This window comes from Streptomyces sp. NPDC052052, from assembly GCF_040680455.1.
Lineage (GTDB): Bacteria > Actinomycetota > Actinomycetes > Streptomycetales > Streptomycetaceae > Streptomyces.
This window is the reverse complement of sequence record NZ_JBFAWU010000004.1, coordinates 24,538-50,734: the sequence shown is the minus strand read 5'-3', so window position 1 is coordinate 50,734 and position 26,197 is coordinate 24,538. Positions and strand designations below refer to the sequence as shown.

The 26,197-nt window shown below is 68.0% G+C and carries 20 protein-coding genes and 3 pseudogenes; 10 read left to right on the top strand and 13 right to left on the bottom strand.

Features of this window, described 5'->3' with window-relative positions; all coding sequences use genetic code 11:
• Nucleotides 1-111 precede the first annotated feature (111 nt).
• Nucleotides 112-507: a superoxide dismutase, Ni gene (gene sodN / locus AB0L71_RS06100; RefSeq protein ID WP_327369805.1), complete on the top strand. Its 396-nt coding sequence runs from the start codon at nt 112-114 to the stop codon at nt 505-507.
• A 7-nt stretch (nt 508-514) separates the two neighbouring features.
• Here the strand turns inward: sodN and AB0L71_RS06095 are convergent.
• Nucleotides 515-1,255: pseudogene (locus AB0L71_RS06095) on the bottom strand (site-specific integrase); the annotation flags it as partial.
• On the opposite strand from AB0L71_RS06095, the pseudogene AB0L71_RS06090 reads away from it, so the two are divergent.
• From AB0L71_RS06090 to AB0L71_RS06080, 3 genes and pseudogenes are all read left to right on the top strand, one after another.
• Nucleotides 1,254-2,433 (top strand): annotated as a pseudogene (locus AB0L71_RS06090) (mobilization protein); the annotation flags it as partial. The pseudogenes AB0L71_RS06095 and AB0L71_RS06090 overlap by 2 nt on opposite strands.
• Before the next feature lie 166 nt (nt 2,434-2,599).
• A protein-coding gene (locus tag AB0L71_RS06085) for an IS3 family transposase (RefSeq protein ID WP_365238491.1) occupies nt 2,600-3,846 on the top strand; the annotation gives its coding sequence in 2 pieces (ribosomal slippage) (nt 2,600-2,933 and nt 2,933-3,846; 1,248 coding nt in all).
• 288 nt (nt 3,847-4,134) lie between these two features.
• Entirely contained in the window at nt 4,135-5,721 is a 1,587-nt protein-coding gene (locus AB0L71_RS06080) for an endonuclease NucS domain-containing protein (RefSeq protein ID WP_365238488.1), read from the top strand.
• Between the two features lie 347 nt (nt 5,722-6,068).
• On the opposite strand, the gene AB0L71_RS06075 is transcribed toward AB0L71_RS06080, so the two are convergent.
• The 4 genes from AB0L71_RS06075 to AB0L71_RS06060 form a co-directional block, all read right to left on the bottom strand.
• Entirely contained in the window at nt 6,069-6,614 is a 546-nt protein-coding gene (locus tag AB0L71_RS06075) for an HAD domain-containing protein (protein WP_365238486.1), read from the bottom strand.
• A gap of 34 nt (nt 6,615-6,648) precedes the next feature.
• The gene (locus tag AB0L71_RS06070) at nt 6,649-7,341 is read right to left on the bottom strand and encodes a class I SAM-dependent methyltransferase (RefSeq protein WP_365238484.1); all 693 of its coding nucleotides are present in this window, start codon (nt 7,339-7,341) and stop codon (nt 6,649-6,651) included.
• Between the two features lies 1 nt (nt 7,342).
• On the bottom strand, nt 7,343-8,254 hold the full coding sequence (locus tag AB0L71_RS06065) for an aminoglycoside phosphotransferase family protein (protein ID WP_365238482.1): 912 nt from the start codon (nt 8,252-8,254) through the stop codon (nt 7,343-7,345).
• 76 nt (nt 8,255-8,330) lie between these two features.
• Nucleotides 8,331-9,080, bottom strand: coding sequence for a hypothetical protein (locus AB0L71_RS06060; protein WP_365238479.1), 750 nt, complete (start codon nt 9,078-9,080; stop codon nt 8,331-8,333).
• A 223-nt stretch (nt 9,081-9,303) separates the two neighbouring features.
• Between AB0L71_RS06060 and AB0L71_RS06055 the strand changes: the two genes are divergently transcribed.
• From AB0L71_RS06055 to AB0L71_RS06045, 3 genes are all read left to right on the top strand, one after another.
• Entirely contained in the window at nt 9,304-10,659 is a 1,356-nt protein-coding gene (locus AB0L71_RS06055; RefSeq protein ID WP_365238476.1) for a tetratricopeptide repeat protein, read from the top strand.
• A 1-nt stretch (nt 10,660) separates the two neighbouring features.
• Complete coding sequence (locus AB0L71_RS06050; RefSeq protein ID WP_365238473.1) at nt 10,661-11,191, top strand: NUDIX domain-containing protein; 531 nt, start codon at nt 10,661-10,663, stop codon at nt 11,189-11,191.
• A 112-nt stretch (nt 11,192-11,303) separates the two neighbouring features.
• Nucleotides 11,304-15,911, top strand: a complete 4,608-nt coding sequence (locus AB0L71_RS06045) for a tetratricopeptide repeat protein (protein ID WP_365238470.1) — start codon at nt 11,304-11,306, stop codon at nt 15,909-15,911.
• Between the two features lie 501 nt (nt 15,912-16,412).
• Here the strand turns inward: AB0L71_RS06045 and AB0L71_RS06040 are convergent.
• Nucleotides 16,413-16,547, bottom strand: a pseudogene (locus AB0L71_RS06040) (IS5/IS1182 family transposase); the annotation flags it as partial.
• Nucleotides 16,548-16,688: 141 nt separating this feature from the next.
• Here AB0L71_RS06040 and AB0L71_RS06035 point away from each other — a divergent pair.
• The 3 genes from AB0L71_RS06035 (at nt 16,689) to AB0L71_RS06025 (ending at nt 19,670) form a co-directional block, all read left to right on the top strand.
• Entirely contained in the window at nt 16,689-17,228 is a 540-nt protein-coding gene (locus AB0L71_RS06035; protein ID WP_365238467.1) for a hypothetical protein, read from the top strand.
• 446 nt (nt 17,229-17,674) lie between these two features.
• Nucleotides 17,675-18,622 carry a hypothetical protein gene (locus tag AB0L71_RS06030; RefSeq protein ID WP_365238465.1) on the top strand — a complete coding sequence of 316 codons (948 nt, stop codon included), beginning with the start codon at nt 17,675-17,677 and terminating at the stop codon, nt 18,620-18,622.
• Between the two features lie 571 nt (nt 18,623-19,193).
• Nucleotides 19,194-19,670, top strand: a complete 477-nt coding sequence (locus AB0L71_RS06025; protein WP_365238462.1) for a VOC family protein — start codon at nt 19,194-19,196, stop codon at nt 19,668-19,670.
• A 73-nt stretch (nt 19,671-19,743) separates the two neighbouring features.
• Here AB0L71_RS06025 and AB0L71_RS06020 read toward each other — a convergent pair whose 3' ends face one another.
• The 7 genes from AB0L71_RS06020 to AB0L71_RS05990 form a co-directional block, all read right to left on the bottom strand.
• Nucleotides 19,744-20,670: an NAD(P)H-binding protein gene (locus tag AB0L71_RS06020; protein WP_365238460.1), complete on the bottom strand. Its 927-nt coding sequence runs from the start codon at nt 20,668-20,670 to the stop codon at nt 19,744-19,746.
• Nucleotides 20,667-21,026: a DUF952 domain-containing protein gene (locus tag AB0L71_RS06015; protein WP_365238457.1), complete on the bottom strand. Its 360-nt coding sequence runs from the start codon at nt 21,024-21,026 to the stop codon at nt 20,667-20,669. The genes AB0L71_RS06020 and AB0L71_RS06015 overlap by 4 nt, the downstream gene beginning before the upstream one ends.
• A gap of 239 nt (nt 21,027-21,265) precedes the next feature.
• Nucleotides 21,266-21,625 (bottom strand): GntR family transcriptional regulator, encoded by a 360-nt coding sequence (locus AB0L71_RS06010; RefSeq protein ID WP_365238454.1) that lies wholly within the window; start codon nt 21,623-21,625, stop codon nt 21,266-21,268.
• A gap of 2 nt (nt 21,626-21,627) precedes the next feature.
• Complete coding sequence (locus AB0L71_RS06005; protein ID WP_365238451.1) at nt 21,628-22,611, bottom strand: DUF1648 domain-containing protein; 984 nt, start codon at nt 22,609-22,611, stop codon at nt 21,628-21,630.
• 104 nt (nt 22,612-22,715) lie between these two features.
• Entirely contained in the window at nt 22,716-23,384 is a 669-nt protein-coding gene (locus AB0L71_RS06000) for a DUF6304 family protein (protein WP_365238449.1), read from the bottom strand.
• 199 nt (nt 23,385-23,583) lie between these two features.
• Nucleotides 23,584-24,579, bottom strand: a complete 996-nt coding sequence (locus AB0L71_RS05995; protein ID WP_365239084.1) for a family 2 encapsulin nanocompartment cargo protein polyprenyl transferase — start codon at nt 24,577-24,579, stop codon at nt 23,584-23,586.
• Between the two features lie 186 nt (nt 24,580-24,765).
• A complete protein-coding gene (locus tag AB0L71_RS05990) occupies nt 24,766-26,172 on the bottom strand; it encodes a family 2B encapsulin nanocompartment shell protein (RefSeq protein WP_365238446.1) in 1,407 nt (468 codons plus the stop codon).
• Nucleotides 26,173-26,197 lie beyond the last annotated feature (25 nt).

Sequence of the window (26,197 nt, the reverse complement as noted above, 5' to 3'; positions counted from 1 at the left end):
CTCATCCTCACCCCGGACTTTTGGCCTAAGCCCATGGGGGCACCGGGTGAAACCCGCCTCTCACGGAGTAATGTCCCACCTGAGAAGACGATCACGAGGAAGGACAGCTCAATGCTTTCCCGCCTGTTTGCCCCCAAGGTGAAGGTCAGCGCCCACTGCGACCTGCCCTGCGGCGTGTACGACCCGGCCCAGGCCCGCATCGAGGCGGAGTCCGTCAAGGCCGTCCAGGAGAAGTACCAGGCCAACGAGGACCCGCACTTCCGGGCCCGCGCAGTGGTCATCAAGGAGCAGCGCGCCGAGCTCGCCAAGCACCACGTCTCGGTGCTGTGGAGCGACTACTTCAAGCCCCCGCACTTCGAGAAGTACCCGGAGCTGCACCAGCTGGTCAACGACGCCCTGAAGGCGCTGTCGGCCGCGAAGGCCTCGACGGACCCGGCGACGGGCCAGAAGGCGCTGGACTACATCGCCGAGATCGACAAGATCTTCTGGGAGACCAAGAAGGCTTGATCTCTGGTTAGGCCGTCTGACCTGCGCTTTCGTGGGTCATGTCGCCTTCCTGTCCGCACCCGGTCCGTAGGCCGCCAAGAACGGCGTCCATGACGGAGCGGGTGCGGTCTTCTTCACCCGGCCACAGGTGCGCGTAGATCCGCAGCGTGATGACCGCGGACGCGTGACCGAGGACCAGCTGGACCTGCTTGACGCTCGCCCCGCCGCCAATGAGTGCGGAGGCATAGAAGTGCCGCAGGTCGTGGGTCACCATGTGTGGCAGCTGGATGGGCTTGCGGCTCTCACTCTCTGCCGCCTTGTTCTCCACCGCCTGGAGTTCCTTGCTGGCGCAGTTCCACTCGGTCTTCCATCGGCGGTAGTTGAGAGGCTCGCCCTCCTCCATCGTGAACAACCATTCCCTCGACGGGCGCGCGGCAAGATGCCCAAAAAGCGCGTCGACGACGACCTCGCCGACGGGGACCGTCCGCCGGGACTTGCCGGTCTTCGGCGGGCCGATCAGACCGGACTGCAGCCGCTGGCGTTCGACGCGGATCGTGCCGCTCTTGAAGTCGACGTCCGAGACCTTACGACCGAGCAACTCCCCTACGCGCAATCCTGACCCGGCCAGTACGACGATCGCGGCACGGATAGACGGCGGCATGGCGTCGTACATCGCCGCGACCTGCTCGACGGTGGGCGGTGCGATCTCCTCGCCGGTCACAGGCGGGAGGGCGATCCGCTTGCAAGGGCTCGCGGCTATCACCTTGTCCGGTGACCTCACCGCACCGCGCACCCCCACCGGCGCCGAACGCGCCAAGGCGGAGCGCCAGGGTCAGACGGTCACGGCACGGCACTGGCTGCGCGAGCAGGTGTACGCGGTCGCCGCCGCCGTACGAAACGAGGCCGACTACTTCACCGTGCTGCAGCCCCTCGGCATCAAGGTCAAGACACGCCTCGGCCCCGAGACCGGTGACGTGATCGGCTACAGCCTCGCCGCACCAGGCGACACCAACGCGGCCGGCTACCCCCGTCTGGTACGGCGGCTCGAAACTCGCCCCCGACCACTCCATCAACCGTCTACGCGAACGCCTAACCGACCAGGAGGTGGCCGACCGCCCCGGTATGTGGCGGACCCCGCCGAGCCACGGCGGCACACCACCACCGCAATACAGACGGCGCACTCCGTCCTCGACTCCGACGACGATGCCGCCCAGGGCTACCTGGCCGCCTTCGGCGATGCCCTGTACAACATCGCCAGCGCCACAACCAGCTCACACGGGGCGGAACTGCAGGCGGCGGCGGTGGCGTTCAACCGCGCCCGCCGCTCCGCCATCCGTGCCGACCACTAGGCCGCCACCGCCCTGCGCAAGGCCGTAAAGGAACTCGCCTACGCCTCCAGCGAGCCGGGCGGGCTCGCCATCGCCCTGCTCTTCGCCACCGTGCATCTGGCTAGCGCCGCCGCCAAGTGTCACCAGCAGCGCGGCCACGAACAGCAGGCTGCTGCGGCCGAAGAAGCCTTCCGCCACCTCCAGGCGGGCTACCAGCATGCCGCGGCACCCGTCTTTGCGGACTTGGCCCGCCGCGCACCGCGAGCCGCAACCGCCAGCCGCTATGAGAAGGACGTTCGTGTGGCCCTCGCCGCACAACGCCGACCGGATCCTCGCGGACCTCGCTTGGGCCGCCCTGACCCCATCCCTCGCCCACGCCGAGACCGCTGGCCACAATCCCCGACGTCTCCTGACCGAGGTGGGCGCCCAGCAGGACCTCGACAGCGCCGAGCACCCCGCCGAGGTCCTCAACTGGCGCATCACCGCTCAACCGAACCGGCGGACGCAAGCGGCGCGCAGGCGGAGTGCAGTCAGCGGCACGTCGTCCATGTCCGCCACGCCAATCCCACCGGCCACACCAGTGGGCACGAGGCCCGAGGAGCGCAATCGACACCGCTGAATCCGGCCAGATGCCCCCCGCCACGCATCGTGGCCGGGCACGGGGTCGAGTTCAATGGCAAAGCTTCATGCTGGTGTTGTCGAAGTCGGGAAACTGAGCCTCCCCCTGAGTGGTGGACACGCTGATACTGGATCTGCTTGATCCGGAGGAAGCGAGAAGACCGCCGATGGCGATGAAGGACTACTCGGACGAGTTCAAGGCCGATGCCGTGGCCCTGTACGAGTCCACACCCGGGGCGACCTACAAGAGCATCGCCACCGACCTGGGCATCAACAGGAACACTCTGCGGAACTGGGTGCTGCGGGACCGCGAACGCCGTGGCGTCGGCCCGGACGACGGCCGGGGCACCAGGACCGCGGTCCGCCCCACGCGGGAGACGGCGTCCGCGGACCCGGACGAACGGATCCGGCAGCTCGAGGCCAGGGTGGCCGAGCTCGAGGCGAACGAGCGCAAGCTGGCCACCGAGCGGGACATACTCCGCAAGGCGGCCAAGTATTTCGCCGGGGAGACGAACTGGTGATCAGCCGCTTCCAGTTCGTCGACGACCACCGGGACGCCTTCGAGGTGAAGCGGCTCTGCGAAGTCCTGGACCTGAACAGGTCCAGCTACTACAAGAGGCTCGCCGGCCGGGATGCCCGGCAGGCCCGGCAGCGGGCCGACCAGCGCCTGGCCGCGAGGATCCGCGAGGTCCACGCCGACTCCGGCGGCGCCTACGGCTCCCCGAGGGTGACCGCCGAGCTGAAGGAGGCCGGCCTGCACGTCAACGAAAAACGCGTCGCCCGCGTTATGCGCACGTTCGCCATCACCGGCATCCGCCTGCGCAGACGCGTCCGCACCACCCTCCCGGACCCGGCCGCCTTCCTTGTCCCGGACCTGTTCCGGCGGGACTTCACCGCCGCCGAGCCCGGCCGCAAATACATGGGCGACGTCACCTACCTGCCCCTCGCCGACGGCGAGTTCCTCTACCTCGCGACAGTGCTGGACTGCTTCAGCCGCAAGGTCGTCGGCTGGTCTATCGCCGACCACATGCGCACGGACCTGGTCGCCGACGCCCTGCGGATGGCGGCCCGCACCCGCGGCAGCCTGGAGGGTTCCGTCTTCCACTCCGACCACGGAGCCCAATACGGATCGAGGGCCTTCGCCGACCTCTGCGACCAGCTGGGAGTCACCCGGTCGATGGGTGCGGTCGGCTCCAGCGCGGACAACGCGGCTTGTGAAAGCTTCCACGCGTCCCTCAAACGCGAGACCCTCCAGGGCGCCCGCGACTACGGAGACCCCGTCACCTGCAGGAACCAGGTCTTCGCCTGGCTGACCCGCTACAACACCCGCCGTCGGCACTCCGCCAACGGCCACCTCAGCCCCAACGAATACGAACGCCGACACCACACCGCTAAGCTCACGCTCGCCGCGTGATCAACGAAGCGTGTCCACCATCACGGGGGAAGGCCCAACTTCTGTGCGGCCCGCACGGTGAGCGCCGCGGCCGTAGTCGCTCGGCGGCCCCCGCCGTCGTGATCTCCACTGCTCGGGCTGCGCGAGAGCTCACCGACGGGGCGGACCTTCCGGCAGACGCTTGTGGCCCGGACTCCGTTGGGCCGAGGTCGAGGGCGGGTCAGGATTGTCAGACCGATCATCTACTGTCAAACCCTGATCAGTTCTCAACTTACCTGCTGTACTGGCGACTTGCCGGAGGTGTACGACATGGATGTTCCGTACGAGGCACGACTGCGCGACATGCTGGCCGACCTCCTGCCGCTCATCGAGCCGAGCCTTCGGTTGATTGGCACGGAGTACCCGCTGCCCAATGCTCATGGAACACGCGGGCGTATAGACATCCTGGCCCGAGACGGCCACGGGTCGTGGGTGGTGATCGAATTGAAGCGGTCCGACTCGACCTCGGCCCGTGCCCTTCATGAGGTCACGAAGTACGCCGAGCTGTTGCAGCAGGAGTTGGGGCTCCGCAAGGACCGCATCCGCGCAGTGATCGTCTCCACTACTTGGCACGAACTGCGCGTCCCGGTAAGCAACATGGCGAGAGACTGGTCCCACGATCTCCGCGGGTACCAACTCACATTGGACGACAACGGCGTTCCTGTACGCGCGGACCGGGTGGAATTCCTCGAAGCGGCGGTACCTCCACGGGTTACCCCACATCATTTCATCTACTTCTATAACTCCCCGGAAGAGCGATCAAAAGGCTGGAACGAAATTCTGGCTACAGCCGCCGAGGCGGGAGCGCATGATCTCCTCGCGGCGAACTTCCGACGCGTCTCACAGAAAGACCTTGCGATCGCACCGTACGGCCTCTATTTCGCAATCGGGCGTCTGGACCCCGATGAAGCGCCAGCATGGCTCGATGGCAATGAGACGGATTCGTACGAGGAAACTGGGGGGTATCCCCTAGAATACTCGGCCCTTTGCCACATCACCAGGCATGTCTTCGCAGCTGGCTACGGTACGGCCCGCCCCGGCGTGCTCCGGCATCTGGCGGAGGACTCGCACTGGGAGATTGAGGGCTATCGGGCGGCAGGCGACTTCGAGAAGCGCACTTCGCTGGACGAGCGAGATCTTCTCCGCGACCTGAACGGTGACGAAGAGGGAATCGGCGAAGTCCTCTACACAGGCTCTGCGCGTACCACGGATCGTGGAAGATGGCCGGCTTTCCGGGAGGAGAGCAGGATGTGCTTTGCGGGGAACCCTGATTGGGAGAGGCTCGTGGGACGATGGCTGGACGACGTCTCGGCTGATGACGTGGAGCGCGATGTCATGCTCCACGTGTACAACCCCTGCGACCTGATTCGCTCTCTGGTACACGGGTGGCCTGACAAGCTCTCAAACCTTGTTCCGATGGCCTTTGGAACGGCACTTACCCAGGACGGCGTCAACCGCACGATCCATGGCTCGCTCTATTGGGACGGCATTCCGCACACCAATGTGACTGACCGGGTGAGGTTGGTGTATCGCGATGCTATGCACTGGCATGCCCACCGACTCATGGATGCAGCCTGGGTCACCGATCTTGATCTCCTTAACCTTCTCGGTCTCCGTTACGTACTCATCGAGCAGATCGGAGGAAATCCGTTGAAAATCTCAGAGGCACACGAACTCCGACTCCACTTCGTACAGGACGCAGACCTCTGCACACTACCGATCCCATGCGAGGGGGCGCAGCTGCGCGACGCTGGCTGGAACGGCGCCTACTCGCTCGATACATTCCTGGAAAAATACAGCGATCAGATCGACGCAATGATTTCGATATATCGATCCGGATCTCATTTCGAGCCCTGATGTTCCACAGCGATCAGCCAGCGGGTCACCTCACGCAATCACCAGAATCCGGAGGCCATGGGGCAATTCTCAGGGTAGTTGATAGATGCCAACGGAAGATCGTCCTCAACGGCGCGACTCCCCACTCTGGAGCGACGAAACCGCCGCTTCCACTCCGCCGCACGCGGCCATGCCTTCAGCCACCCTGCATGCACGCGGCGTTCCAGCCACCTCCGCCATCAGATGCGCCGATGAGAATCTCCATCACACTGCCATCTCGTTCAGAAACCGAACGGCGCCCAGGCGCAGGCGGCGCCCACAGCGCATCCTGATGCCCTCGCTGCTCCTGACAGCGGGGGCATCAGTCTTCAGGCGGCGCGGGCTCTGGGTGGCTGCGAGGCCCACGTCGTGACCTCGGTCAGGTGCTCGGGCTGCAGCCCGAGGTGTGGGTCGGGCTGAACAAGGAGGGTCGCCGGTCCGCGGGTGGTGCGCTCCGCCGCCCAGGCGTGGTCGAGGCTGGTGAAGTCGTCGTCGATCCAAACGGCGGGGGCGTCGCCGAGCCAGGGGGCGACGTGGTCGCGCTTCCACAGGTAGCCGTTGGGGTGGCTGGTGGTGATCTGGGGGTGCGGCAGGTCGACGTACGGCAGCGCCGGGAGGCCCAGGAGGGGCCCGATGAGGGTGGTGGCGTCCTGGCGCCAGCTGGTGCACCAGACCGGGGTGACCAAGCCGGTGCGGATGACGTCCATTAGCAGGCGGCCGTGGTCGGGGTTGAGCCAGATGGTGACAGGGTTGTCGGCGTTGCGGCCGGCGGGGACGACGTCGTGGCGGGCGTGCGTGGCTGGGGTCGAGCCGTGCTCGTCGGGGAAGGGTATGAGGACGCCGTCGATGTCGAGGAGCAGGTAGGGCGGGTGCATCGGTCCTCCAAGGGAAGCCGGGGCGAATGGCTGGTCAGAGCTTGCGGGCGCGGATCAGCAGGGTGGTGGGCCAGTGGCCCATGCGGGGGTCGTGGAACTCCTGGGCTGAGGTGAGCCAGAAGCCCGCCCGGGTGAGGTGCTTCTCCCAGCGGTCCGTGGAGAACTCCCAGCGGGCGACGGGGAGCCGGGTGCGGTCGGGGAGGGTGACGTAGCCGCGGCGGGGGCGGTCGTCGCCGGAGGGGCTGCGGCCGCCGCGCTGCGGGTGGGGGGTGGAGAAGGCGAGCACTCGTCCAGGCGTGAGGCGTTGGGCGATGGTCGGGAGCAGGAGCTCGGGGGCGATGAGCCCGATGGCCCCGAAGACGGAGTAGATCGCGTCGAACTGTTCGTCGGAGGCGTGCAGGTAGTGCAGGGCGTGGCCGGCGACGAAGGTGAGGTTGTTCAGCCGTCCGTAGTGGGAGCGGGCGCGGCGAACCTGCTGGCCGACCAGGTCGACCCCGGTGACGTGGGCGCCGTGGCGGGTGGCGAGGTGGGCGGCGTTGTGACCGGGCCCACAGCCGAGTTCCAGGAGTCGCTTGCTGCGCAGGTCGGGGCCGAGGACTTCGGCGCCGGGTCCTTGGCCGGGTCTCGTGGTCCATTCCATCCGGGCGGGTACGGAGAGGGGTTCGGCAAGTCCGGCGGCGGTGCGTTGGAGGGCGTGGGCGTGCCAGGGGGATGCCTGGGCGAGCACGTCAGATCTCCAGGAGGTGGAGGACGTCGGTGAGGTGGCGGCGGACGGCCTTGATGTAGGCGGGGTCGGTGGCCGGGTCGTTGATCCAGCGGATGGACTGTTCCATGAACCACTCGACGGCCCACATGCGGTGCCAGCCCAGGGCCCAGTTCTCGGCGGTGAGCCCGCCGCGCGGGGCGAGGACGTCGGGGGTGCCGCCGGCGGTGACGTACTGCTCCAGGAAGACGCGCAGGCGCACTGGGTGCGGGGGCTCGATGGTGCCGTGCCAGCTGGCGAGGTCGAGCAGCCCGGGACCGGTGAAGGCGCGAGCGAAGTCGAGCAGCCGCCAGCCGTGCTCCCCGATGTGAAGGCTGGTGGGGTGGAACTCGGAGTGCACCCAGCCGAACGGTTCCAGCGTCGCTCCGGCCGAGCGGGCCTCGGCGGCCCGGGCGATCCGGTCGAGCCCGTCCTCGACGTTGTCGGTGTCCTGCCACCGGTCGGCCTTGCGCAGCCGTTCGAGGTGCTCCAGCGCCCGGGCCGGGAGCGTGCGCAGTCGGTCTTGGTCGAGGACGGGCAAGGAAGGAGCCGTACGGGTGCCGTGCAGGACCACGGCCGCGGCGACGCCGTCGAGGTCGTCAGCCTCGCGGACGGACGGTCCGAGGTCCTCCATGAGCATGCCGAGCCAGCCGTCCAGGCCGGCGGAGGCGTGGACCTGGGGGACAGGGGCGCCGAGGGTGTGGGCAAGGCGGAGGGCCTGGTCCTCGCTGTCGAAGGGCTTCTTGGCGTACTTGAAGATGGCCGTGGCACCGTCGGGGAAGGCCACGCGCTCGACGCCGGACATGGACCACACGCGCACCTCCTCCCGTACAACGGTGGTCTGGCCGGTCGCGGTGAGCAGGTTGTCGAGGAGTTCGGCGCTGGGGTTCGTGGTCACGTGGGATCTCCGGAAAGATGGTGGCGTCCGGGGCGGGCGAGGGATGCCAGCCCGCCCCGGAGCCTGATCGGGTGGGTTACGCGGCGGGGTTCACGCGGTGGGCGTAGACCTGCTCGATCCAGCCCGCCTTGAACGAGGCGAGGTCGTCGCGGAAGTTCGCCATCGAGGCACCGTAGGGCGCGACCACGCCGCCGGACTGGTCCGGCACGGACTGGCAGCCGTGCACGAGTCGGCCGCCGAGCGCGGCGTGGGCCTTGATGGCCTCGATCCGGCGGTGCTCGTTGAACCAGCCGCCGTGGTAGACCTCGTCGAGCATCCCGCCCATCTCGTCATCCAGGTCGAAGACGACGGAGGTGGCGGCGGGGAAGAACCAGCACGGGCCGACGTTGGAGATGTGCCCGTCCAGCTCCACCTTGTTGAGCGCCATGAGCGTGGCCGCCTCGCGGAGCATCCGCAGGTGGTCGGCGGTGATCTGCGGCAGGCCAAGGCCAGCCAGGCGCTCGTCGCGGAAGAGGTACGCGTACAACTCATACGCGGTGGCCAGGACGCGGGCCGCGTCAGAGGTGGACTCGCCGTGGTTCTTGATGAAGTCGAGTGCGAGCTGCTCGACCGCGCTCTCGGTCGTTTCGTCCACATCGAGGAGCTGGGCCTTGACCAGCTCCCAGTCGGCAACGAGCCAGGTGTTGGACTCGAAGCGGAAGAAGTACTCGGCCTGGTCGATGGTGATGCGCCGGCCGTCAACCCGGATGCCGGGCAGGCGGTTCCAGCGCGGGTCGAAGGCGTCGGGCAGCTCAACCGTGATGGCCGTGGTGTCGATGGTGGTCACCGTGTCTCCGTCTCTGATTGGCCGGGTTCGGGCACAGGAATGCCCGAGCCCGGTGTGGGCGTACGGAACTTCGGGGTGCCGCCCGGACCAAGGGGGAGCCTGGATCACGGTCGCAACGTTCCGGGCGGCTGCTGATAAGTGAACCGGTGGTCACGCTCAGTGGGTACGGTAGAAGGCAGTTGAAGCGGTATACACGGTTTACAACTCCGGAGCGGAGGCGGTCGTGGCGGCGCCGAGAGACCCCAACTCCCGTCTGCGTGACGTCATCGCGGCGGTCGACTGCACCTACGAGGCCCTCGCCCGAGACGTGCGGCGCATCGCCGCCGAGAACGGGGAGATCCTCCAGACCAACAAGTCGGCCATCTCGCATTGGGTGAACGGCACCCGTGCCCCGTCGGGCCGGGTAGGTCAGTACCTGGCCGAGGCGTTGTCCCGCCGAACGGGACGTACGGTCACCCGTACCGATATCGACCTGCCCGTCGGTGATGCCGAGGAGCCGGCGGAATCCGACCCCGTCCTCGCCGTCACCGACCTGGGCCGCGCCGACGTCGAACGCCGCCGCTTCCTCGCCATCGCGGCCTTCACCACCGCCGGCGTCGCCATGCCGCTCGGCTACGACCACGAAGCCACCGCCCGCATGCTCCGTGCCCGCACCGGCACGTCCCTGGTCGGCGCGGATGACGTTGATGTCGTACGCCAGATCACCGCGGCCTTCAGCGCTGCCGACGAGCGCCTCGGCGGCGGGCACGGACTGACCACCGTCACGGCGTACCTCGCCGACACAGCCGCCCCCATGCTGCGAGGACGCTTCCCCAGCGAAGCCTTACGCCGGGCCGCTTTCGGTGCCGTCGCCGAACTCGCCTACCTCGCAGGATGGAAGCACCACGACCTCGGCCAGGAAGGCGCCGCCCAGCGCTACTACCAGGTCGGCTACAAGCTCGCCTGCGAAGCCGACCCCCACGGTCACGCCGCTTGGATGATGCGCGCCCTCGCCCACCAAGCCCTGAGCCTCAAGCAGCCCCACCACTGCGTCGACCTCGTCGAAGGCGCCCTGCGCACAGGTCTCGGCCACGTCGACGGCCAGACCGAGGCCCTCCTCCACATCACCCACGCCCGCGCCTACGCAGCCACCAACGAGAACCCGTCCGCCGCACACGCCCTGCTCGCCGCCGAGGACGCCCTCCTACGGGACGACCACCCCCAGCCCAGCTACTCCCGCGTGAGCGGCCCGGCCGCCGGCACCGTGGCCAGTCACACCGCCCGCACCCTGACTGACCTCGCCGACCACATCGGCACCGAACAGCAGCACCGGAACGCCCTCACCCGCTGGGATCCCGACAAGTACAAGCGCGTCCATGCCCTCACCCACGCCGACCTCGGCGACAGCCTCGCCGCCCAGGCCCGCGCCGACGAAGCCGTCGCCGCCTGGACCCAGGCCCTGGTCCTCATGGAGGGCATGACCTCCGACCGGACTCGTAAGGCGATCACCTCGATCCGCTCCACGCTCGCGGTCTACCAACGCCGTCGAGTCCCCGGCGCGGCCGATCTCGCGCGCCGAGCCCGCGAAGCCCTCGCCTAACATGCCCAACAACCGGCCCGACGAAGGGAACACCGTGGCCCAGCAGACCGACAACCTGCCGAAAGCCCTCAAGCCGGCACTCGAATCGATGACCCTGCTGGTCGCCGCCGTCATCGTCCACGACAAGTCCACCAACCGAGTTGTACTCCTCCAACGCAGCGAGAACGCCAAGTTCGCCCAGGGCATGTGGGACCTCCCCGTCGGCAAGAGCGAACCGGGCGAGCCCATCACGGAAACCGCAGTCCGCGAGCTCTACGAGGAGACCGGCCTCACGGTGAAGCCCGATTCCCTCAAGGTCGCGCACATCATCCACAGCGCCTGGGGCGTCGAGGCCCCCAACGGCTTCCTCACGGTCGTGTTCGCCGCCCACGAATGGACCGGCGAACCCGAGAACCGCGAACCGCGCAAGCACGCCCAAGTCCGCTGGGTCGACGCCGAAGCAGTACCCGAGAATTTCGTCGACACTACTTCAAGCGCCCTCCAGCAGTACCTCGCAGGCGGCCCAGAAGTATCCCTCAACGGCTGGCAGTAGAGGCGTCAACTGCGGCCCGGCCCGTGTTCAGGCGGACGTAGTCAGCGCGGACCTAACACCCGCCACGAGACGCAGCGTCTCACTGTCAGTGCCATGCCTCACTATGCTGGCCATGACTGACTACGCCCTCACGCCCCTTGGGCCGCACCGGTTCGAGGAGCTGTCCCAGGCTCTTGCCCTCAAGACGCTTGGGCCGACCGTGGAAATCTTCGGAGACGGCCCTGACGGTGGACGCGAAGCCTCGTTTCAGGGCCTAACTCGCTTTCCTACGCCCGATGCCCCCTGGAGGGGTTACGGGGTACTACAAGCCAAGTTCCGCAACCGCCCAGAAGGCACCGCCAAGGACGCCGAGTGGCTGATCGAACGGATCAACTCCGAGCTGCGCGCTTGGGCCGATCCCCACTCAAACCGCGTCCGGAAGGGGCGCCTGCCGGAGTACCTGCTCATCACGAGCAACGTAGTCCTCTCCTCGGTTCCGGGCAGCGGAGGCATCGATCGCGTCCGAACGGCGCTGCAGGAGCGTGTGCAAGAGCTGCAGCTCCCACTCAAGGGGTGGGAGATCTGGCACTACGACAAGATCTGCCGACTACTGGACAACAACGAGGACGTTCGGCATGCCAACGCAGATGCTGTGCTGTCAGGCGACGTCCTGGCACGCCTACACGAGCACATCCAGCAAATGGAAACCGGCCATCGTCTACCCGGTGTGCAGGCGGTTCCGGGTCTCCCGAGAGAGTTGCGCCCCCTTTTCGGGCGCGAGGCGGAGATCGACGAAGGGCGACGGCTGCTGGAGAGGCCAGACGGTGACCGCAGGCCAACGGTGGTGGTCACCGGCCCACCCGGGATCGGGAAGAGCGCCGTCGCACTGCGTCTCTCCCGGCTCGTCGCAGACATCTACATGGACGGGCAGTTCCACATCGATCTCGCCCTGGCTGCCGGGGAGGGGGAGCCCACCGATCTCGTGCTGGCGCTCCTGCGTACACTCCGCCCCGGAGAACCGCTTCCTGAAGGCCGTGCACAACAACTCGCTGTGCTCCGCGCGGCGCTATCCGGCAGCAAGGTCCTGCTGCTAATCGATGACGTGGTCTCCGAAGAGGCGCTGCTGGACGTCATCCAGATGGACGGGCCTTTCGCCTTGGTGTGCACCAGCCGGGCAAAGCTCAGCGGCCTGACCGGGCTGGTCCACCTGATCGAGCTCGGTCCATTGCCCGACCGCCACAGCGAAGAGCTGGTGAGGACAGTCGCTGGACCATCTCGACTGACCGACGAACAAGCTTCCTCGCTGACGCAAGCGTGTGCCGGACATCCTCTCGCGCTGCATGTCGCGGCCGCTCATCTAGCACGTCGCCCCAAAGTCAATGTCGACCGATTCCTCGACGACATCTCCAACCCTGATCGGGGTGTGAGAGCTCTGCGGGCCGGCCAGACCGCAGTGGAGCCCGTCCTGGAGCGTAGCTATGCCGCGCTCAGCCCGGAACAAGCAGAACTCTTCACCACTCTTGGGATCCTGCCGCACATGTCCGTCACCTCGGACGTGGTCACGGTGGCCACCACGTCCGAGGCTGAACTCGACGAGGTCCAGCTCGACACCGCAACTGAGCTGCTGGATTCACTGTTCGAGCTAAGCCTCATCGAGCAGGTTGACGAGGACCGGTACGTGTTTCACGAGATCCTGCACCGGTTCGCCCGTCTCAAATCAGCCTCGATCACAACCGAGCGTCGGGAGACCGTAATTCGGCAGTCCTGCCTCATGCTGGCTGCTCGGGCTCAATCCGCGACCGAGTCGATCGGCTTCGTAGACAAGGAAGCGAAGGTGCCCGCGCAGGGTAATGCTGGCGCCCTGCACCAGTTGAACGCAGATCGTCCAGGAGCTGTTTCCCTTATCGAGATGGCTCGGCACCACGAGATGTGGGGGCCACTTGTCCTTCTCGCTTCGAACCTCACTGCGGCGCTGTGGCACGGCAGCCACTGGAAAGACCTGGATCGCGTCTATCAGTCTGTCCTTGAAGCCGGCGCTCAGTCCGACAACCCTGAGTGGTCGGCATCGGCTCTGTACAACCTGGGCATGGTTGCTAGTCACCTTGGCGACACACAGCGCGCCGCCGACCTGTATCAGCGCAGCGCCGAGACCGCTTACAAGGCCGACCATCCGTACCAGATGCATATGGCGCAGCTCGCGCTGGGATCATTGCTCATCAACCTCGGACGGGCCCGCGATGCGATTCCGTATCTGCGCAACGGATTGCCATTCTGGCGGATCATCAAGGAAAACCAGGTGCTGGCCCATGCCCTGGGGAACCTGGGTCAGGCCCACCTGGCCATCGGTCAGCTGCGGCGAGCTGAGCAATACCTCCAGAACAGCACGAACTTGTCCCGTACCGACGATCGTGCAGACCTGTGGAATCGCGGAGCACTCGCGGCACTGCTGCGCAGGACGGGCCGGTTCTCTGAGGCTGCCCAGGAAGCATCCCTGGACATCGAGCGGGCACGAGCTGTCGGAAGCCGGGATTGGGAGGCAAAAGCGCTCATGGAGCTCGCCGAAACCCCCCTGGAAGAACGGCCGGACTCTGCACCCAGTCAACCCCTTGAGACCGCGCTGGCCATCTACCGGGACACCGGCGACGTTCAGGGACAGGTTCGGGCACTGTTTCGAATCGGCACTCAGGCTGCGAAGCAAGCAGATATCCACGAGGCAGCCCAGCACCTCCGTGAATGCGCCAATCTCGCTGCCGGGATCGGCGACTACGAACATGCAGCTCGGGCACTGGCCTACGTGGCTTCCTACCACGGCGGCGTCGGTCATCTCGATGAGGCGGAAACGTACTTTGCGGAGGCCCGGGGCATGGCCAACCACCTCGGGAACCCTGTCGTTGTCGCCCAGACTCTGCAGAAGAACGCAGAATATCTGTGGCACAGAGGCCGAATCGGTGAAGCGGTCACCTATCTGACAGAGGCGGTTCGACTACTGGAAGGGACCGAGGAGAAAAGCGGCTTGGCCCAGGCCAGGGCTGCGCTGGGAGAAGCCCTTCTCGTCGCGGGTCGATGGCAGGAGGGTGCTCAGGCCCTGGAGTCGGTGGTCTCCGTGATGTCAGACGATGCATCTCCCGCCACCAGAGCTCAGGCGTCCCGTGCGCTCGCCGTCCTCTACTCGCGCCGGGGCCTCCACAGGGAGGCCATGTCGACGATCACCAAGGCACTCGACCAGTGCGAGCGGGCTGGCGACAAGTCGGCCGTCCTCCACTGCAGGATGGCCCTGGCCAATGTGCACGCCCGGAACGAGGAGTGGAGCGAGGCACTCGATCAGTACGACAAAGCCACCGATCTTGCTATGGAGCAGAAGGACCTTCATGTGCTCCTCACCGCCCGCGGTATGGCCGCGGTGTGCCGACTGCACGGCGAGGAGAAGGAGCAGGCCGTCGCGGAGATCGCCAAGCTCCTTCCCGTCACCGAGCAGTTGGGGATGCAGTCACTCAAGGCGGCCCTGCACGTCAACGTCGGAGCACACCACGCATGCTCCCGAGATCACGAGAAGGCGGTCGCTGAATTCTGCAAGGCGTTGGGCCTCATCGAGCAGCTCAATGACAACACCCTGCGCGCCCCCTGTTTGCTGAATCTGGCTCGCTCCTACCGAGCGCTTGGCGAAAGTGAGCGATCCCGCGCGCATGCACGCAAAGCCTTCGCTGTCCATCACGAACTCGGCAGCTGGTCAGATGCCGGCGAGGCGCTCATCTTGCTCAGGGGGCTGCACTTGGACACAACATCGAACGACCCTAAAGAGCCAACGCTCGACGAGCTAGTTGACACCGAGCAGAAAGTCGACAACCGTGTCCTGGAGGCTATCGGCTCTCGTCTCCAGGCTGTCAGCAACGGATCTGTCGTGAAGGCCAATCACGAGGTCAGCCGTTCCACTGCCGCCATCGCCGTCGGAAGGAAGATCAACGTCTCGGATGCCGTACGACAGGCACTAGCCGGGATCAACATCAAACAGCTCACCGCCCACCTTGGGAACTCCCGGCAGACATGCGCGGCCTGCAATCTCTTGATCGACGAGACAGGAGAAGCCGAACTACTTCTGATGAACCACCCGGGGATGGACCACGTTATGATGCGGCTGGCACACCCCCACTGCGTAGCCTCCAAAGTGGTCCAACTACAGGGCAAGGCGCCGAAGGAACCGAAGGTCATCTTCGAAGTGGAATGCATCCTATTTGGCGGGGACCGCGCTGGGATCATCGCTGACTGCTACGGCGGTTGGGGCTCACATAGTGACGGACAATTCCAAGACCTCGTCCTCGCGAGCTACCGCAAGGACGGATTCACCGACCTTCAGACCCTGCTCCAGATGGAGGAAAGTAAGCCGCTGGACCTGCGTGACCTCCCTGGTGTCGAGGATGGCGTTCAGGCTCGGCTCGAAGACAACTACCTTGCGATCACCGGCCCGGATGGCCGGCTCCTGCACCGAATGCCGCTGAACTTCCTCCCCCGCTGGTACCGGAGAGCGGCCGAGGGATCGCTGATCGTTGTGGTGGGCAGGAACCTACAGGGGATGGCAGCCGATGATCCCTCCTACCTGGTGCGCGCCATGGCCTCGGGAAACGCGGTTGGCGGCGCCGTTCCACTCACCGTGGTTCGGCCCAGCAGGAACCGCCCCTGCCCATGCATGATGCGCACCGGACGCAAGTTCAAGCACTGTTGCGGGCACAGCACCGCCTCGAAGTAGTTGCTCGCTGAAGGGACACGCATAGGGGGGCCGTCTCCGGCTTCCGGAGGTCCGCGGAGCACGCTCCCGACGGACCTCCGCGGACCGGCCACTCGCGTGGCGACTTCAGGTGCCCAACGATCCGCAACCGAGCTCCAGCGGTCCGCAAACAGTCCGCAAGACACCCGCTCAAGACCGTCGCACCCCATCGCCACCAATCACCAAAAGGCCAGGTCAGCGCCCCACAGGAACGATCCTCACAGGTCACCGACCCGGCCCATTACTGGAAGACCAAGAAGGCCTGACCCTCGGTCACGCCGCTTGACCCGCGATTTCTTCGATCGCCCGGTCTTCCTTGTCCGCACCCGTTCCACAGGCCGCCGACCACGGCGCGCCTGTCGGAGCGGGTGCGGTTTTTTTGTCCCGGCCAGGCGGCGACGTGGATCGGCGGCGTGGTGACGGCGGACGCGTGCCGGAGGAGTGGCTGCACCAGTGTGACGCCTGCGCCGCCGCCCTCCAGGTGACGCGGAGCATGGCGTGGTGAACACCGTCGCCTCTGAGGAGGCAGTCGCGGGAGACCTTCCGGGTCCTCATGCGTGCGAAGGCGTGCTCGACGTGGACTCGAACCTGCTCGCGAGACTTGTTGTGGTCCTCTTCAAGGCCCGCTATACAGGACGGCTCGAATGCCGTGTTCAGATCCATCAGATCGTGATCACCACTCAGGCCGGCCCGATGCGAGGCGATCTCTGCCGCTACGTTTCTCGGGCAGGCGATGGTGAGCAAGACCGGGGGGAAACCGTGAACCGACCACTGCTGTTCCTCGACGTGGACGGGCCGCTCAACCCTTATGCGGCCAAGCCGGAGAAGCGTCCCGCCGGCTACACCACACTCAGAGTGCCCCTGGACCGGGACGGAGGCCTCTCGTCCCGACGGCGCCCCTTGCGGGTATGGCTCAACCCGGAGCACGGACGATTGTTGCTCCAGCTCGGTTTCGAGCTGTGCTGGGCCACCACATGGATGGGAGACGCCAACCGATGGATCGCACCGGTGCTCGGCCTCCCGGAACTTCCCTTCGTCGACTTCGGCGACGTCTTGCTCCAAGAACGCCCTGATGGAGTCCACTGGAAGACAGGTCCGCTGGTGGACTACGCCAACGGCCGTCCTTTCGCCTGGGTGGACGACGAGCAGAGCGAGCTGGATCAGACGTACGTCACCGCCCACCATCGCGGGTTCGGGCTTCTGCACCACGTCAACCCGCGGGTCGGACTACGGGAGAACGACTTCCACACGCTCGCCGACTTCGCCCGGTCCCTGAACACTTCACGAACCACCGGCTGAGTGCATCGCCGGCTCTTCACGCGGCAATGCAGTGGGAGTCACGATCACTCCGGGACAGCCCTTTGCGTGGTGGTCCCCTTGCTGTGACACCCCCCAGCGCCTTGTGCTGACCGGTCCGTTGTCCGACCTGTTGCCTATGCTTCGCCGCATGCTGAACGAACTCCGCGGCGCGGCGCTCAACCTGCTCAAACCGCTGGTCGAACGAGAGATGTATCCGCTGCTGGCCCAATGAGCCAGCGCTGTCTACTTCGCCCTGGTGCACCGGCCGACGAAAGGGTCACTGCAGGTCAGCAGAGAACCGATGACCAGCCCCAAGCACTTGAGCCCGCGCTCGAATCCATGCTTCTGCCGGTCGCCGCAGTCATCGGCAACGACAGAGCCGGCGGCGACGCCATACGGGGTGCAGGGGCGCCGTCCTTCGTCCGGTCAGCAAGGAGAACCAGCCCGTGAACATCGAGATTCGCCCCGTCTTACGCGACACCGCCGCCCGGCTCGGCGTCGGCGTCCCCTTCGCGCTGAAGGTTCTGGCCGGCCGATTGGCCGAAGACCCGGACATGGGTCGGCCCTCAGGGCTGCCCGGCATTCTCACCGCGACGATCGACGGCGACCTGTTCGAGGACTGCCCTGCCCTGTCCGTCGGCTACATCCGCGAGCCTGACCGAATCGAGATCCGGTACGTGGCCCCGATTGCGTCCTCGAAGCCCGCTGCTCCCGTTCAGGACGAGGACCGAAGTCAGGAACAGGGACGACCGGTCGACCCTGCCACCGAGGCGGTCACCGTACGGGAAGTCGCCGACGCCTGGCATCGCATCACCCGCTGGCTCCAGCACAATGCCCCCGACTCCTACGCTGCCCTCCACGCCGGCGCCGCCCCCGCCGAGATCGCGGCCCTGGAAGGCGAGTTCGGCGTTCGGATACCCATGGGCTTGCGCGTCCTGTGGCTGCTGACCGCGGGCGACGAGGGGGTAAAGGGCCGGGGGTGCCTGCCCGGCAACCGGGCCCTCATGACTCTGGACGCCGCTGCAGCGACCTACCGACTGGGGATGAGATCGCAGGCCCACGAGGACAGCCTCAACGCCAACCGCCCCGAGCATGAGCGGATCACCCTGTGGAAGCCGACCTGGATTCCCGTGGTCGCCCTCCGCCCTGCTGACACCACCTCGGGCCTGTACCTGGACAGCGAGACCGGCTACCTGGGCCGCTGGTCCCGCTTCAACGAACCGCCTGACGACGAACTCGACACACTGGTCACCTACCTGGAAGAGGTCGCCGACATGCTCGACGCCCCGGCCCTGGCCACCCGGGACAGGCCCGGTCTGATCGGTGGGACGCTGGTGTGGCTCAGCGGCATCGACCCCGCGCGGGAAGACCTATGGCAGCCCTTGGCCACTTGATCCCCGCACGAGCGAGGAGACCCGGCCGGCCTGTACGACGACGTTCGCCCTGCGCTCGCATGGCTACGGACTGACAAATCCAGTCTGTCGCGGACCGTTGGGCGCCGCCCGGTGGGAGAGCGCAGAGAAGGTCAGGGCCCTGCGGGCTCCTTGCATCGGGCCGCACTGTCCAACTACCCGATGGCATAGGGATGTTCAGTCAGCAATCAAGCACGTCGGCCCTCGGCGACGATGGTGAGGCCGCTGAAGACGCTGAAGACGCTGCGGCGGGAGAGCGTACGCGACATCCGTAACCCGCGTGTCCCAAGTGGTAGTTGGGTGCCGAGGGGCCGTACGATCCGAATGCCTTGCCCGCGTGACCTGGTGCGTTCCCTGGCTCCCTCAGCCTCGCCTGTGGGACCGCGCGTTGCCATTTCCGGTGCCCGGACGGTTCGGGGCAACGCGCCTGGCCCTTCCCGCCACCGCACGGCTTCGACACCGCCCTGTGCGTCCGATGGGTTTCCGGGGCGGGATCAGTCGGTATAGGTGGACATGCGCACACGACGGGGCATGCGCACACGAAAGGAATCAGATGACCGAGGGCTTCACCACGTGCCTGTGGTTCGACGGGCAGGCCGAGGAGGCGGCGGAGTACTACCTCTCCGTCTTCAGGAACTCCCGCCTCGGCAGGATCGGCCGCTACACCGAAGCGGGCCCGGGGCCCGCGGGGTCGGCCATGACGGTCGAGTTCGAGATCAACGGCCAGAAATTCGTCGGGCTGAACGGCGGACCGCAGTTCACCTTCAACGAGTCCATCTCGTTCCAGATCCACTGCTCGGACCAGGACGAGGTGGACTACTACTGGAACAGCCTGACCGACGGGGGCGAAGAGGGGCCCTGCGGCTGGCTGAAGGACAGGTACGGCGTCTCCTGGCAGGTCGTGCCCGAGGCGCTGATCGATCTGGTCGGTGACCCGGACGCGGAGAAGGCTGCCCGCGCCACCGCGGCGATGATGACGATGAAGAAGCTGGACATCGCCACGCTGCGCGCGGCGTACGACGGGGGCTGACCGGATCGGGATGGCCGGAGGCAAGTCCGATCCGCCCGGCCATCCCGGCATCCCGGCATCGCCCCGTCGGGGGTCAGGTGGCTCGCAGCAGATGCCGGTAGCTGTCCGGATGCTCCCTCAGGTAGGTGGCCAGGTCCATCGCAAGGTGCCCGGTGAGGTGCGGCACGGCGTCCGAGACCGTGGACATCTCACCTGCGGCGATGGCCTCGTACGAGGTCACCCAGCCGGTCACCTCCCAGTCCTCGGCGCCGTACTGCGCCCGTGAGGCGTAGGCCTCCTCTCGGGTCTCCGGCACGTAGGTGACGGGGCGGCCGGCGGCCCGGCCGATCGCTTCGGCCGCTTCGGCGAGCGTGAACGCCTCGGGGCCTGTCAGGTCGTACGTGACCCCGTCGTGGCGGGTGTCGACGCCTCCGGCGTCGGCCAGCAGCACGGCGACAGCGGCGTCCGCGATGTCCTCGTGCGCCACCGCCGCGACCCGGCCGTCGCCGGCCGGCCCGCGCAGGACCCCGTCGGGGCTGGTCATCGCCGGGAGACCGGCGAGGTACAGGCTGTCGCGCAGGAAGGTGTAGCGGACCTCGGCGACCCGGATGTGCGCCTCGGTGTGCCAGTGGTCCCGGGCGAAGGTGAAGGTGGCTTCCGGCGCGGCGCCGAGGAACGACACGTACACGATGCGTTCGACGCCGGCGGCGACCGCCGCGTCCACGGCCGTGGTGTGCTCGCGCACCCGGTCGGGGCCCTCGTGCGCCGAGACGAGGAACAGGGTGTGCGCACCGGCGAGGGCGCGGCGCATGGCCTCCCCGTCGCCGTAGGGGGCGGGCGGGGCGGCCACGGCGCCCGGCAGCTCCGGCAGCCGGGACGGATCGCGGCCCAGGAGTCGCACGGGCACGCCGGCGCGCGCCAGGCGCTGTGCGACCCGCCCGCCGACGGCGCCGGTGGCACCGGTGACAGCGATGAGGGGAGCGGTCGGGGGCGGGGGGTCGGTGCGGGGTGAGGGGTTCATGCGGGGTCGCCCTCCTTACGGGGCCAGGGGCGCACCTCGACGACCGCGTCCACCGGAATGGGTCCGTAGACGTGCGGGAACTCCTCGCCGTCCGGCGGGACGGGCTCGTAGCGCACGGGTACCGGGAGCCGGTCGGGGTCGATGACGAGTACCACCAGGTCCTGGCCACCGGCTCCGGCCCGGCTTCCGGTGCCGTACAGCATCTCGGCCACACCGGTGAGCTGGTGCGGCAGCGAGCAGTGGATGAAGCCCACTTCGTGCAGGGTGCGGCCGCGGGTGGACATCTCGTACGTCCCGATTGCGCGGGCCGCCTCCCACAGGGGGCCTTCGGTGAGGTGCAGCAGCAGTTCGGCCATGGGCCCAAGTTAGCCGCGGTGGCACGCGCTGCGGGCCATCGGCGTGGCCGCCGCTCCGGCCTCGGACGAAACGGCCGTCGGGTGCCACCGAGAGCCCACACACCGCCATGGGAACCCGCGTTCGGGAACGTTGCGACGCGGCCAGGGCCGTGCGGCCTCTCCTCGGCGGCCCTGGCGCCCGGGACCGTGCGGTCTCTCCTCGGCGGGCCCGCGGCTCCGCCGGTCCAGGGCCTGTCGGCCTACGGCGTGTGCAGTGCGGTACGGACCAGGGCCAGCAGTTCGGCCTCCGTCATCCCCAGCTCCCGGGCGGTGGCGACCACCTCGCGCACCCGCTCCTGCAGCCGGGCCCGCTGCGGGGACGCCCCACCGGTGACGACCGCGCCCCGCCCTCTGCGGAGCTCGATCAGCCCCTCGTCGCGGAGCTGTTGGTAGCCGCGCAACACCGTATGGACATTGACCCCGAGGGACTCGGCGAGCACCCGGGCGGCGGGCAGCCGCTCGCCCGGTGCGACCGTTGCCTCGGCGACCGCACGGCGCACCGACGCGGCGATCTGGTCGCCGAGCGGCACGGTGGAGTTCGGGTCGACCCGGAAGAGCATGGTCAGCGCCCCGCCCGTCGCCGGTCGACCAGGGCGTTGAGCAGCGCGGCCCCGGTCGCCGAGTCATCGACGGTGACCGCGAACACCCGGCCGCCGACCAGGGTCGCCACGATGCCCTCACCGGAACGGATCACGAGACCGCTCCGTCGGGGGCCGATGCGGTAACCCCAGCCGCCGTACTCCGCAAGGGGGTTGATGTCGCGGCTGGTCGCGGCCTCGATCCGGTCCAGCGGCACGGTCAGGCGCGGCCAGGGCAGCAGCCCCGAGACGGTGATGCCGCGCCGGTCCACCACCACGCAGAGCCGGGCGAAGACGGCCAGCAGCGCACCACAGACCAGAAGCGGAATCGCGACCTCCCAGTTCGAGAGGAACAGCAGCACCACCCCACCGGCCACGAGCCCGAGCGCAAGCAGCGACAGCCACCGGCTCCCGGTGCTGCGCGCCCATCCGGCGACCTCTCCGTCGGCGAGCGCGATCCGCACGCGGTCCTCGGCCGGTCCGGCCGCCTCGGGCCGCTCCGGCACCGGGGTGAGCACGGCCAGCAGCATCCCCAGTCCTCCGGCGAGCACGGCGACCCCCAGGGCCGCGGCGAGCTGCCACACCGGCAACGACACGCCCTGCGCCTCCCCCCGGGCGTTCTCCCCGGCATCCACGTTGGCGATCAGCACGGCGGCCATGACCCAGCCGAGGAATCCGGCGAAGGCGTAACCACCGGCGACCAGTCGGCGGTGGGCCTGGCCGTGGTACATCCCCCGCATCGCCGTGAGGACCCACAGGGCACCGGTGCCGGCGAACAGCAGGACGACGACCACGGCATACCAGGCCTGCCCCAGATACTGGTCCGACCGGCCCCCGATCTCGAAGTGGGAGGCCAGTCGAGCGGGGAGCCGGTCACGGAGGACGGCGAGCAGCACCAGGTCGGCGACGAGTGCGAGCAGGAACGGGAGGGCGACGACCGTCGCTCTCCCCAGGTTCTTACGCATCATGAAAACCTCCCTTGTTCGCATGCTAGTAGAACAATGAAGCGAAGGGAAACCCCGTACCGGCAAGGTGGCGGTACGGGGCGGGATGAGCGGTCGGGCAGTGGGCCTCAGGCCAGTTCCAGCGGGAACGCCCCGCGATGACCGGTACCGGCGCCCCGGTCCGGACGGGGTTCGTACTCGCGGCAGCTCCAGATCTCCTGGACGAAACCGGTCCGCCGGTCCCACAGCTCCCGGACGTCTCCCTCACCGGCCGCTCCGCGGTAGGCGTCCTTGGCGCCGCGGAAGCAGGCAAGGCCGCCGGAGAGACCACGCTCGGGCGCCGGGAAGTAGTCCGAGAAGGCGCACGCTATGCAGGTCTGGAGACGTACGCCGGACGGCAGGGCACGCTGGATCGTGGCGAGGGCGGACGCGAAGTCGCTCTCGGCACGGTGGGATCCGTAGGCCGCCCCGCCGAACTGCAGCTCCAGGTAGAGGTACGGATCGGGGCGGCGCAGCGACAACAGGCAGTTGAGCACGGCTTGGTGGACGACCCCGTCCCAGAGGACCGGGAGCGGCAGGTCCCACTCCAGAACACAGTCGCCCAACACCCCGTCCACCAGGGCGAAAAGGTCACCGGCCGGCGGTGTGCCGGCCACCGGGGCGAGGCCGGCGAAGCTTTCGCCCTCGAAGTCGATGCCCCTGATACGGAGGCGGAGTTGCTGCCCGTCGGTGGTGAGGATGACGGCGTCGGAACCAAGCCGGTCCCGGTACCACCCTGCCCATGACTCGTCTGTCATGGGCAGGGACTGTAGCCCGTGCCCATGACAGACTCCCGGTCGCCCTCCTCTTCACCGCGCCGGACGCGCGACCTGGGCGCTTTGCTCCTTTCTCCTGCTCAGTAGTCCTCCCGCGCCGCCCCTCCTCCGCCTCCCCTGCTTCCCCCTTCCCGGCGGCCCCTACCTCCCCGTTTCGCGTGCTGGTCCCTTCCTCCCGTGGTCAGTGGGTCCGGCGGGTGACGAACTCCGCGAGGGTCAGGAGGTCGCCCGCCGGGGCCAGGTCCGGGACCGCCCGGGACAGGTGGTGGACCGCACGGGCCATCCGGTCCGCCGCGCAGACCTGCGCCCAGTCGCGGCCGCCGGCCCGTTCGACCGCACCGGCTGCACGGCTCACCTCACCGGGCGTGGTCATGGATCCCCGGTAGAGCGCGGCGAGTTCGTCGGCTGCGGGCGTGCCGGAGGTCAGGGCGGCGACCACGGGCAGCGACTTCTTGTGGGCGGCGAGATCCGCCCCGACCGGCTTCCCGGTCTGCGTCGGATCTCCCCAGATACCGATCAGGTCGTCGATGAGCTGGAAGGCTAGGCCCGCCTCGCGGCCGAACCCGTCCATCGCGCCGACCGCCTCCTCCCCCGCGCCCGCGTACAGGGCACCGAGCGCGCAGGAGCAGCCGAGCAGAGCGCCCGTCTTGGCGGTGGCCATGGTGAGGCACTCGTCCAGTGAGACCTCGTCCGGGCCCCGGTCCTCGAAGGCGCAGTCGGCCTGCTGGCCCGCGCACAGTTCGATGACACAGGCCGAGAGCCGTGCCGAGGCGGATGCCGGGACCGGGCCGGTGTCCTCGGCGAGCACCTGGTGGGCGAGGGCGAGCAGGGCGTCTCCGGCTATGACCGCGTCCGGGACACCGAAGACCGCCCAGGCCGTGGGCCGGTGCCGACGGGTCCGGTCCTCGTCGATGACGTCGTCGTGCAGCAGGGTGAAATTGTGGACCAGCTCCACGGCGACGGCCGCCCGGACCGCGCGTCGCGGATCGCCGCCCAGCGCCCGGGCGGCGGCGAGGACGAGGGCCGGCCTGATCGCCTTGCCCGCCCGCCCCGATGACGGGGCGCCGTCGGCCGTCTGCCAGCCGAAGTGGTACATCGCGACGCGGCGGATCGATCCCGGCAGGGAGTCGATGGCCGTGTGCAGTGAGGGATCGACCAGGGCGCGGGTCTGTTCCAGAAGGGCCGTGGCGTCGTGGCCCTGGGTGGCGAGGGCGGCCGGATCGTCGTCGGCCGGGACCCGGGGTGCGGGTGGTTGGGGTACGTGCTGAGTCTTCACTGGGGCGTCCTCCCGAGGCCGCGCCGGGCACGGTTGCCCGGCGCGGGGTCGACGGGGGCCCGGGCACTGCGCCCGGGCCCCGATGGGCTACCGCCAGCGGCTGACCTCGACGTTTTCCAGGACGCCGAGGGCGTCCGGTACGAGGATGGCCGCCGAGTAATAGGCCGTCACCAGGTACGAGATGATCGCCTGCTCGTCGATGCCCATGAAGCGGACCGACAGACTGGGCTCGATCTCGTCCGGGATGCCGCTCTGCTGGAGTCCGATGACGCCCTGGTCGGTCTCACCCGTCCTCATGCAGATGATCGACGTGGTCCGGGCGTCGGTGACCGGAATCTTGTTGCACGGGAAGATGGGGACGCCCCGCCAGGCCGGCACATGGTGTCCGCCCACGTCGACGCTCTCCGGTACCAGCCCGCGCCTGTTGCATTCGCGGCCGAATGCGGCGATGGCCCGCGGGTGGGCGAGGAAGAGCTTGGAGCCGCGGCGGCGCGAGAGCAGTTCGTCCATGTCGTCCGGGCTGGGCACGCCGTCGTGCGGCTGGAGGCGCTGCCCGTAGTCGCAGTTGTTGAGCAGACCGAACTCGCGGTTGTTGATCAGCTCGTGCTCCTGGCGCTCCCGCAGCGCCTCGACCGTGAGCCGCAACTGCTGCTCGGTCTGGTTCATCGGCTGGTTGTAGAGGTCGGCGACCCGGCTGTGGACCTTCAGCACGGTCTGGGCGACACTCAGTTCGTACTCGCGCGGCGCCGCCTCGTAGTCCACGTAGGTGTGCGGGACGACGGCTTCGCCGACATGGCCCGCGGAGAGATCGATCTCCGCCTCGCCGTACTTGTTGGTGCGCTGCTGCGGGATGCTGAGCAGTCCGGCGAGATGGGTGCGGAGCGAATCCGCGCGTTCCGCGAGGTTCAGCAGATCGGCCCGCCTCAGCGTCAGCACCGTGCAGGCGGTGACGGCCCGGGCCGTGTACTCCCAGACGGCATCGCCGTCGACCAGGGCGTGGTCGCCGAAGTAGGACCCGTCGGCGTGGACCCCGAGCACCGCCTCGTCCCCGTACGGGCCGGTGCCGATCTTCTCGACCCTGCCGTGTGCCAGCAGGAAGACCCGGTCCGCCGCGTCCCCCGCGGTGGCCAGCACCTGACCGGCCGCGATGTCGCGTTGCTCACACCGCCGGGCCAGCTCGCCCAGCGCCTCCTCGTCCTCGAACTCCCGCAGGGCCGGCAGCTCTCCGAGCTCCGCGGGAACGACCGCGACCCGGTCACCGGTCTGCACGAAGGTCACCCGGCCGTCACCGACCGCGTAGCTCAGCCTGCGGTTCACCCGGTAGGTGCCGCCCTGCACCTGCACCCATGGCAGCATCTTGAGCAACCACCGTGAGGTGATCTCCTGCATCTGCGGAGCGGACTTGGTGGTCGTCGCGAGGTTCCGCGCCGCCGCCGTGCCCAGACTCTGCTGCGGCGGCACCGGCGCGTTCTGAACCTCTTCACCAACGGACATCTGACGTCCTCTCGATCATCGGCTG

What these genes read in the sequence shown, in the direction of transcription:
- AB0L71_RS06005 (WP_365238451.1), bottom strand. Translation starts at nt 22,611, where the DNA reads ATGATGCGTAAGAACCTGGGGAGAGCGACGGTCGTCGCCCTCCCGTTC.
- AB0L71_RS06045 (WP_365238470.1), top strand. Translation starts at nt 11,304, where the DNA reads ATGACTGACTACGCCCTCACGCCCCTTGGGCCGCACCGGTTCGAGGAG.
- AB0L71_RS06000 (WP_365238449.1), bottom strand. Translation starts at nt 23,384, where the DNA reads ATGACAGACGAGTCATGGGCAGGGTGGTACCGGGACCGGCTTGGTTCC.
- AB0L71_RS06080 (WP_365238488.1), top strand. Translation starts at nt 4,135, where the DNA reads ATGGATGTTCCGTACGAGGCACGACTGCGCGACATGCTGGCCGACCTC.
- AB0L71_RS06020 (WP_365238460.1), bottom strand. Translation starts at nt 20,670, where the DNA reads ATGAACCCCTCACCCCGCACCGACCCCCCGCCCCCGACCGCTCCCCTC.
- AB0L71_RS06015 (WP_365238457.1), bottom strand. Translation starts at nt 21,026, where the DNA reads ATGGCCGAACTGCTGCTGCACCTCACCGAAGGCCCCCTGTGGGAGGCG.
- AB0L71_RS06010 (WP_365238454.1), bottom strand. Translation starts at nt 21,625, where the DNA reads ATGCTCTTCCGGGTCGACCCGAACTCCACCGTGCCGCTCGGCGACCAG.
- AB0L71_RS06050 (WP_365238473.1), top strand. Translation starts at nt 10,661, where the DNA reads ATGCCCAACAACCGGCCCGACGAAGGGAACACCGTGGCCCAGCAGACC.
- AB0L71_RS05990 (WP_365238446.1), bottom strand. Translation starts at nt 26,172, where the DNA reads ATGTCCGTTGGTGAAGAGGTTCAGAACGCGCCGGTGCCGCCGCAGCAG.
- sodN (WP_327369805.1), top strand. Translation starts at nt 112, where the DNA reads ATGCTTTCCCGCCTGTTTGCCCCCAAGGTGAAGGTCAGCGCCCACTGC.
- AB0L71_RS06075 (WP_365238486.1), bottom strand. Translation starts at nt 6,614, where the DNA reads ATGCACCCGCCCTACCTGCTCCTCGACATCGACGGCGTCCTCATACCC.
- AB0L71_RS06025 (WP_365238462.1), top strand. Translation starts at nt 19,194, where the DNA reads ATGACCGAGGGCTTCACCACGTGCCTGTGGTTCGACGGGCAGGCCGAG.